This window comes from Sutcliffiella halmapala, from assembly GCF_050107295.1.
Classification (GTDB): Bacteria; Bacillota; Bacilli; order Bacillales; family Bacillaceae_I; genus Sutcliffiella_A; species Sutcliffiella_A halmapala_A.
On the sequence record NZ_JBNIKR010000002.1, the window covers coordinates 403,405 to 411,870 of the forward strand.

Annotated in this window: 11 protein-coding genes; 7 read left to right on the forward strand and 4 right to left on the reverse strand. The window is 40.5% G+C overall.

Going from position 1 to position 8,466, the window contains the following annotated elements; all coding sequences use genetic code 11:
* The first annotated feature begins 122 nt into the window (after nucleotides 1–122).
* The gene (locus ACQCT5_RS05955; protein WP_204414386.1) at nucleotides 123–296 is read left to right on the forward strand and encodes a YozD family protein; all 174 of its coding nucleotides are present in this window, start codon (nucleotides 123–125) and stop codon (nucleotides 294–296) included.
* 141 nt (nucleotides 297–437) lie between these two features.
* On the opposite strand, the gene ACQCT5_RS05960 is transcribed toward ACQCT5_RS05955, so the two are convergent.
* The gene (locus tag ACQCT5_RS05960) at nucleotides 438–1,553 is read right to left on the reverse strand and encodes a DUF2515 family protein (RefSeq protein WP_499639942.1); all 1,116 of its coding nucleotides are present in this window, start codon (nucleotides 1,551–1,553) and stop codon (nucleotides 438–440) included.
* Nucleotides 1,554–1,768: 215 nt separating this feature from the next.
* Here ACQCT5_RS05960 and ACQCT5_RS05965 point away from each other — a divergent pair, with 215 nt between their 5' ends.
* Nucleotides 1,769–2,083: a hypothetical protein gene (locus ACQCT5_RS05965; protein WP_499639944.1), complete on the forward strand. Its 315-nt coding sequence runs from the start codon at nucleotides 1,769–1,771 to the stop codon at nucleotides 2,081–2,083.
* A gap of 54 nt (nucleotides 2,084–2,137) precedes the next feature.
* Here ACQCT5_RS05965 and yoyE read toward each other — a convergent pair whose 3' ends face one another.
* Complete coding sequence (yoyE, locus tag ACQCT5_RS05970) at nucleotides 2,138–2,281, reverse strand: protein YoyE (protein ID WP_417900166.1); 144 nt, start codon at nucleotides 2,279–2,281, stop codon at nucleotides 2,138–2,140.
* Nucleotides 2,282–2,634: 353 nt separating this feature from the next.
* Here yoyE and deoD point away from each other — a divergent pair, with 353 nt between their 5' ends.
* From deoD to ACQCT5_RS05985, 3 genes are all read left to right on the forward strand, one after another.
* The gene (gene deoD / locus ACQCT5_RS05975) at nucleotides 2,635–3,339 is read left to right on the forward strand and encodes a purine-nucleoside phosphorylase (RefSeq protein ID WP_499639946.1); all 705 of its coding nucleotides are present in this window, start codon (nucleotides 2,635–2,637) and stop codon (nucleotides 3,337–3,339) included.
* Between the two features lie 62 nt (nucleotides 3,340–3,401).
* Nucleotides 3,402–3,809 carry a secondary thiamine-phosphate synthase enzyme YjbQ gene (locus tag ACQCT5_RS05980; protein WP_499639948.1) on the forward strand — a complete coding sequence of 136 codons (408 nt, stop codon included), beginning with the start codon at nucleotides 3,402–3,404 and terminating at the stop codon, nucleotides 3,807–3,809.
* A gap of 173 nt (nucleotides 3,810–3,982) precedes the next feature.
* Nucleotides 3,983–4,846: a M15 family metallopeptidase gene (locus tag ACQCT5_RS05985; protein ID WP_499639950.1), complete on the forward strand. Its 864-nt coding sequence runs from the start codon at nucleotides 3,983–3,985 to the stop codon at nucleotides 4,844–4,846.
* Between the two features lie 38 nt (nucleotides 4,847–4,884).
* On the opposite strand, the gene ACQCT5_RS05990 is transcribed toward ACQCT5_RS05985, so the two are convergent.
* Complete coding sequence (locus tag ACQCT5_RS05990) at nucleotides 4,885–5,616, reverse strand: ZIP family metal transporter (protein ID WP_499639952.1); 732 nt, start codon at nucleotides 5,614–5,616, stop codon at nucleotides 4,885–4,887.
* A 126-nt stretch (nucleotides 5,617–5,742) separates the two neighbouring features.
* On the opposite strand from ACQCT5_RS05990, the gene ACQCT5_RS05995 reads away from it, so the two are divergent.
* Nucleotides 5,743–6,864, forward strand: a complete 1,122-nt coding sequence (locus ACQCT5_RS05995; RefSeq protein ID WP_499639954.1) for a hypothetical protein — start codon at nucleotides 5,743–5,745, stop codon at nucleotides 6,862–6,864.
* Between the two features lie 30 nt (nucleotides 6,865–6,894).
* Here the strand turns inward: ACQCT5_RS05995 and ACQCT5_RS06000 are convergent, their stop codons facing one another.
* Entirely contained in the window at nucleotides 6,895–7,404 is a 510-nt protein-coding gene (locus ACQCT5_RS06000; RefSeq protein WP_499639956.1) for an Hsp20/alpha crystallin family protein, read from the reverse strand.
* A 156-nt stretch (nucleotides 7,405–7,560) separates the two neighbouring features.
* Between ACQCT5_RS06000 and ACQCT5_RS06005 the strand changes: the two genes are divergently transcribed.
* Nucleotides 7,561–8,163, forward strand: a complete 603-nt coding sequence (locus tag ACQCT5_RS06005) for an alpha/beta hydrolase (protein WP_499639958.1) — start codon at nucleotides 7,561–7,563, stop codon at nucleotides 8,161–8,163.
* Nucleotides 8,164–8,466 lie beyond the last annotated feature (303 nt).

The following is an 8,466-nucleotide window of genomic DNA, read 5'->3' on the forward strand; positions in this document are numbered from 1 at the left end:
AGAAAATAAATATGCTTATTCTTCAAACAATTCTGGTAAAACCAATAGGAGATGGATTATTATAGTGAGTAAGACATATATCTAAAAAGAAGTACATAAACCTTTAAAAAAGGGGTGATATTGTGAAAGAAATCGAAGTGGTCATTGATACTGAGGAGATAGCCGAATTCTTTTACAATGAGCTGGTAAGACGAGGTTTCGTCCCGGCGGAGAGTGAGATCGAGGAACTGGCCGATATCATGTTTGAATATCTGTTGGAAAAATGCATAATCGATGAAGAAATGGACATCGACTAATCATGGTAAACTCCTCATTCAAAGCCCCTTTATGTAAGAGTGCCGGAATAGAAGAGGTTGTTGTTGCTGTGACCTCTTCTAGCACCTCTAGTAGAGTTAGAAATTAAGGGAACGGCAGTGAAAACTGCCGTTTTTTTCATATCAAGTGATCATTTTATGGACCTCCCCGAGGCTAGAAAGCTGCAAAATATTCACTAAATGCTTCTTTTTCATATTCGGAGTGTCTTCTGTTTCAGACAATGTGTACAGGCCTGGAAGCTGAGTGGCTTTTTCAAAAGAAAACCAATCATCGAATTTATGCGATGATTTGTGGTGGTAGTCTGGCCATACCTTTTCCAGATGAGGACTGAACACTTTCGGACTGCCAGTTTCCGTTGAAAATACTTCAGTCATGTAATCACTGCGAGAACCCGTATGGACTGTAGCCTTTCCAAAGCTATAGGCACCAAGCTTGACGTTCTTTCCTGAAAATAAGATTTTATAGAGTTTTTTCCCAAACTCTATCCTTGATGGCAGGCTAGCGAAATTATCTACAGTGCTTCCAGTAATCTCGATTTCGTATCTGAAATGGTATGGAAAAAGAATCTGAGTGAAGCCCATCCTTTCCTGCATCTGGAAAGTAAGGGAATCCAGCACCTTCTGCTGGTAAAAAGAGTTGTTCATGACACGCCTTTCCAATAGACTCTGTTCATTGATGATCAGCGAAACCGTCAGCATCCTCGAGTTTTTTTGCTGCTGATCAAGGAAAAGTCTCCAAACAGGCAACATGAATGACGAGACGCCTAAATGTCCGAGCAGGTGAGTGAAGTCTCTGTTATGTTTTTTTCCTTCTGCATAAAGAGATAGCTGAGGGAAGGCATCCTCGAAAATAAGGTGATTGCCTTTTTCCAAAAAGCTGAAAAAGACGGAAATGCGGTCAAAGCTCATTAAACCTGACAAGTTGTGTCTTTTTAGATCAGTCATGTTCCATCCCGCATTCCGTGAAACCATATGTGCGAGAAATGCCCAATGTAGTTCAGGGTGATTCAAATAAATATCCATATAGGCTTGCGTTCTTGTGATGTTGTTTCTATTCAAAAGGAAAGTCCGGATCTTAATTTCATCGAGTAGCTTCTTTTCAGTTTCCGTTAGGGGAGATAGGGAAGGAGGAACTTGCCACTCGTGCATCAGTGTAGCTTTCTCATGTGAAGTAAGTATTCCGTGGCTATTCTCATTAACATTCTTCTGCATTTTGTTTTTGATCCAATTGAAAAACATGCCACCACCTCCATTTATTTTATTAATGGAAAAGAAAATGATGCCCACAAGTTCACATCATTCCCTGGTGGTCAATTTGATTAGATTACATAATTTTAAACAAAATTTCCTATTTATCAGCTCATTTCGACAAAACTTTCTTTTTTTTGATGAAGGAATCGACAAGGCAAGTTTCTAATTTATATAGTATAAAAATGGTTGAGGGGTGAAGTAGGATGTTGGCTATAAAAAGAATGATGAAAATTGGTTCCGGAGAATACGATGTCACCATTATGCAAACACCGAAATATGGAGAAACGAAAGGGTATGCTCCTGTATTCCGTTTGACCATGGAGGCGAATAATCACCACGAATTAATCAGCAAGGTATACCGTAAGTTCAATGTTACAGACTCCATTCCTGCTGATTATGAAGGTCGATTCATTGCAACTGGTGATATCATCATGATTGATGAGGGTACTTTCGGTATTAGCTATTATCGACTTGAATTTGGTGGTTGGAAAAAAATAAACAGGATTCAGGTAAGATGAGATAGGTGCCCAGGATAAGGCAGTCAGTGATGACTACCTTATCCTAGGTAAAGATTAAATATGATTTCCGGGTCCGTTTTTCCGGCCTTTAGGCGAATATTCTTTTTTATGTGCAGTATGCTCCGCCTCGATCGCATCAGGAGAAATATGATTATTCTTCTTCTGTCCATTGATACGATTTCTGTGTTTTTTTCCCATCCGTAATCCTCCTATCGAATCTGACTATCAGTTAAAGCTGCTCTAGCTCTGCAATTTATCGCTTTTGGAAGAGTGAGGTTCCGCTGTTTTCTTTTTTGTTGTGTTGGTCGCATTGGCATGCTCTACAGCCTGACGAAGTTTCTTTTTCATAAGGATCTCCTTTCAGCACTCGTTTTACTTCCTTTTTAGGTTTTGCCGAAAATAGAAAATGAATTCATATCAGGTGGAGAGATTCTTTTGAAACAAGGGAAAGATATGGTATAGTAATGTTTGTCACTCTTTGGATGATAACGCATCCATTGTGGCTTATGATAATGATTGAAGTCTGATTTATGTATTTAGGAGGTAACACGATGAGTGTACATATTGGAGCTAAACAAGGTGATATTGCAGAAACGATCCTATTGCCAGGAGATCCGTTACGAGCAAAATATATTGCAGAAACATTTTTGGAAGATGCAGTTTGTTATAATGAAGTAAGAGGAATGCTTGGCTTTACAGGCACTTATAAAGGAGAGCGCATCTCTGTACAGGGTACTGGAATGGGTGTACCTTCCATTTCCATCTACATTAACGAATTGATGAATGAATACAATGTTCAAAACCTGATTCGTGTAGGTACTTGCGGCGCGATACAAAAAGACGTAAAGGTTCGTGATGTCATTCTTGCGATGAGTGCATCTACAGATTCCCAAATGAACCGCTTAACATTTGGTGGAGTGGACTATGCTCCAACAGCCAACTTCGATTTGCTGAAAAAAGCATATGATGTGGGAGTGGAAAAGGGTCTGAACCTTAAAGTTGGAAATGTCTTTACAGCAGACATGTTCTACAATGACAACGGCGAGTTGGAGAAATGGGCGAAGTATGGCATCCTTGCAATCGAAATGGAATCCGCAGCTCTCTATACGCTTGCAGCAAAGTATGGAAGAAACGCACTCTCCGTTCTGACTGTAAGTGACCATATTCTTACAGGCGAAGAGACTACTTCCGAGGAGCGCCAAACCACATTCAGTGACATGATGGAAGTGGCACTTGAAGCAGTAATCAAAAAATAATGAGTGTTATAGCCCTTGAATCGTCAAGGGCTATATTTTTATTTAAAGGGAGGGACTATTCTATGCTGATTACCTTGAATCTAACAACTAGTGACAGGGATGAATGGCAGGATATAACCGGACAGGTTCAAAAAGAGCTTGAAAAGTCGTCCATAGTGGATGGAACTGTAATAGTGTATTGTCCTCACACCACCGCAGGAATAACGATAAACGAGAATGCAGATCCCGATGTCGTATCCGATGTGCAGATGAGATTAGATGAAGTATATCCTTGGAATCACCCGAAGTATTTACACATGGAAGGGAATACTGCGGCACATCTAAAAGCCATTACGGTTGGCAGCTCGCAGCAGATTATCATTGATAATGGCGAATTGGTGCTCGGTACATGGCAGGGGATTTTCTTTTGTGAGTTTGATGGGCCAAGAAAAAGAACTGTTCACTTGAAATTAATCGAGAATAGGCCGTAAGACATATCTTGCCGAAAAGTAATATATTTCTATAGTAAATCTTTTTACGTCAATAAAATTTAGTGGTAGAATGTTTAGGTATGCTTCACAGAGATGAGTGAGGCATTTTATTTTTTATTAAACATAATTAGATACGATATAGAAATAAACAACTTGTAAAAGGTGAGATCAACATGAAATATAAAATTGCTGTGGCTTTTGTGAGCGTTTCTTTACTTAGTGGATGCTCCCAACAAATCAAGGATATTGACTGGAAATTCTGGGAGAAATTCAGCGAAGAAGAAAACAATGCAAATGTTTCTGAAGAGGTACCTGCTGAAGAGGGAGAGATTCCAGAGGAAACGGAAGGTGATCAGGGAGATTCTGAGAATGAACCTGAAACATCTCCAACGAACGAAAATGAGTATGTACTGGATGAACAGTACTTTACTGTATTGAATCAGGAAAAAGTCATCGAAAACACAGATAACATCCTTCTTGTCGTGAACAAAAACCAAGCGCTGCCGGCCGACTACGTTCCTGCAGATTTAACCATTCCCAATGTTGCATTTTCATTTGAAGGTGACTATGAGAAGAAATATTTGAGGGAAGTGGCTGCACGTGCTTTAGAAGAGTTGTTTGCAGCTGCAACAAGAGAAAACGTCGAACTTTTTGCTGTTTCCGGTTACCGTTCCTATGAAACCCAATATGGAGTATACAACAGCTATTTAAAAAAATGGGGAGAGGAAAAAACGAATACCTTCTCCGCCATCCCAGGTCATAGTGAGCACCAGACAGGTCTTACCATGGACATTTCCAGCAGATCGAATGCACTTGATCTCACGGAGGAGTTCGGCGAAACGCCTGAAGGACAGTGGGTGAAACAAAACGCCTACAAACATGGATTCATCATCCGATATCCTAAAGGCAAAGAAGTCGTAACAGGCTATCAGTACGAGCCATGGCACCTGCGTTATGTCGGGAAAGAGGTAGCGGAGTATATCCATACGCATGATCTTACCCTTGAAGAATTTTTTGATAGAGCCATTAAACAATAGGACGACAGAACCCCGCGATATTTTGGCTTGCGGGGTTTTTATATGATTCCGCTTGATAATATATACGAGCAGAGAAGGCCGAGTGCCGAGAGAAGCCCGACAACAGGACCGCCTTCTTCAAAGGCTTCCGGCATCATCGTGGAGGCAACCATCGCAATAATGCCGCCTGCAGCCAAGCCGCTGACAAGATACATATACTCCCCGCTCAGTTCCTTGAAGGTAACATAGCCCAAAAATGAGCTTAGTGATGTTAAGCCGAAGACAATAATCCACATAAACAGAATTTTTCTAGTAGTATATCCGTCCTTCTTTAATCCAACAGAGCTTGAAAGAGCCTCAGGAAAATTACTGATGAAAATGGCGAGGACAATGACCCAGCTTACTGTATGGTCCTTGAGGATGCTGACCCCGATTATGATGGATTCAGGAATGGCGTCAATGATGGACCCGATAAAAATTGCCATGCCTGAATGATTGCTCTTTTTTCCTTTGGAACGCTTCCGTTCTTTACCGCCTTTTTTACTGATCAGCAATTCTGCTGCAGTAAATAGAATCGCTCCGATAAGAAATCCAAATATAGCATAGCTGTAGCCTGTAGCCACTTCTATTTCACCCAATAGTTCAAACGCCGCGGCTCCAATGAGAACTCCTGTCCCGAACGCCATAATAAACCCGGTCAATTTCCGTGGTAAAGGTACGAGCAGACCTACAATTGCTCCCAATATGAGAGATAGACCTGCGATTGCTCCCCAAAACAATGCCTGAACCATCAGTGCCTCACCTTTTTTCTATGAAAGTAACTATTATTAATGTGTACGAAAAAAAATAGAACATACTTTTTTCTATCTTTGACAAAATAACAAAGGTATTCATTTTATTACAGGAGGCTTCTAGAAGTGAAGAGGGTGCTTTATTCATTTTTCACAATTGCTGCAATTCTGATTGGTCTTAATTTCCTTGGAACCTCCGTTTCAGCCCTTGGGCAAGAGGATACATGGGAATATGTTATCCAAACTTCCATTGAATCAGGATATTCCACAGCAATGCCTTTACCAAAACAAATAAGAAAGAATGTACAAAATGGGAAATGGGAGGCGATTTCCTATCCGATACCCCCAACTGACACATTTATTCAGGTAAAAGGAAAAGTGGTGTACGCCATTGATCACCAACTTAATATCTACGATAGATCTGCAAAAAAAATACTTGTACACCTAAAGGGAAAAAATAAAAAGCAGCTTTCCAACGATATGAAAAAGCTGCATAAGAACCATTATGGGAAATTGATTACCTGGAATGATGCAAATCAGCTTATTCCTAGGTACAGTATCTTAAAAGTGCTTGATTTGGATACGGGATTGTCTTTTGAAGTCCAACGGAGAGCAGGTTCATATCATGCGGATGTCCAGCCTTTGACACATGATGATACGAAGATCATGAAAAAGATTTATCGTGGTACCTGGAGCTGGGACAGGAGAGCCATCCTTGTCATTTCCGAAAATGGTCAATTTGGTCAATTTGCCGGATCCATGCATGGAATGCCTCACGGACAAGGAGCGTTGAAAAATGGATTTCCAGGCCATTTCTGCATCCATTTCCAGGACAGCATCACCCACAAGTCAAGGAAAATGGATCATGCCCATTCCATCATGATAAAAAAAGCTTCAGGGGAATGGCTGGACCATACACAAAAGCTTTCACCACAGGAAATAGTAGATGCGACGGTCCTTGCCATCCATCAGCATGACTGGTTTATTCTATCGCCCATACTTGATGATAAAAACCGTATTCTGATGGAGCGACATCTTGAAGAACTGGAAGAAATTGAAATGATCAAGAGGTTGTCTGATCTTCCGGAAGAGGACGGGGGTACAAAGCTGAACTATCCTATTACTGTAAAGCTTCAGGTACATCGCAAAAGTGGTACAACTAACAGGATGGTAACCTTTGACCTTTATCGTCCGACTATCGAAGAGCCCTGGACAGTCGATTTGGAAAAACTGTTAAAGCAGTTATAGTTATAAGGAGAAATAGAGGTGGTATCGCCTCTATTTCTTTTTTGAAGGTTTTATGATTTCAATCGGGATTTTTGTCTTGGAATTGATTGGTTCTTTTGGAATTCTTATTTCCAAAATGCCGTTTTTGTATTTGGCAGTAGAACCAGATGACTTTACCATACATGGTAGCTTTATTTCTTGTTTACTACCAGTGCTCGGGATGTTTTCCAAAAAGCAGGTGGAAGCATCGTGATAGATAACAAGTTCTTTCAGTTTTTCTTCAGAAGTAAGAGGGAACCGAACGATTACATCTTCATGTGTTTCAAAGACGTCCGATTGAAAGATTGGTTTTTTCTTCTGCTTCTTTTTCTCTTGGACGCGATTTAATAGATCAAAGGATTGTGCAAAAAAATCATTAGAATGCAACAAACTTCCTGGGTTAGGAGGTAATTTGCCACCCATGGCTTTTTTCATCATTTTCTCCACATCTGACTGCTTGAATATATCTTCCTTCATATAATCTTTTGGGAAAGGAAACATTTTGCTCCATGGAAACATCATGATAGCTCCTTTGTTTTTTTTACATTTTATTCTTAATGTAAGGCAGAGGTTAATAATGTGGAATCCTTGACGTAAAGTATAAATTTCATTATACTGATATTATCTCGAATTCAAGATATATAGTAACCATTCTAAAGAAAAAGGAGGATACGGCTTATGACACTAAAACATATTTTCAAGAAGGGTTCTGACAGGGTATTGCTACTTTTGCATGGAACAGGTGGAACGGAGAACGATCTATTGCCTGTTGCAGAAATGATAGATCCTGATGCTTCTGTCCTAAGTGTTCGGGGGAATGTTTCCGAAAATGGAATGCCCCGATTTTTCAGACGCTTAGCGGAAGGGGTGTTTGATGAAGAAGATCTTATTTTCCGAACAAAAGAGCTTCATCAGTTCCTGGATGATGCAGCAGAAAAATACGGATTCGACCGTCAAGAAGTAATCGCGGTCGGCTATTCCAACGGAGCGAATATTGCCGGAAGTCTTCTTTTCCATTATGAAGATAGCCTAAATGGAGCGATTCTTTACCATCCGATGGTACCTAGAAGAGGAGTGGCTTTACCTGACCTTAGTTCTGTCCCTGTGTTCATCGGTGCAGGAAAAAATGATCCAATCTGCCCCGCATCTGAAACAGAAGAATTATCATCTTTACTGACCGAGGCACACGCACAGGTTGAAGTCCACTGGGAACATCAAGGTCACCAGCTCACCCATTCCGAAGTGTCAGCTTCAAAGAAATGGTTAGACAAGCTTAACTAAGCAAAAAAGAGGGAATGACTTTTAACGGTCATTCTTTTTTTGCCAATGAGGAGCCTTTCCGGTAAACGAACGTGCCAGAGAACTGTGGCGGAGTAAGGGGTGCTAGAATTGTCGAAATTTGGTGTTCGGGCGGAAGATAGGTAAAATCGGGCGGAAAGCCACTAAATTCGAGCGGAAACTATTTAGCCCCCTAACTCATTTGGACACCTCAATCAAAAGATATTATCATAGAAGTATCAAAGGAGGAGTCCAAATGAGTAAACGTAATGGACCGATGGAGGATGTAAAAAAACAATATGTAAG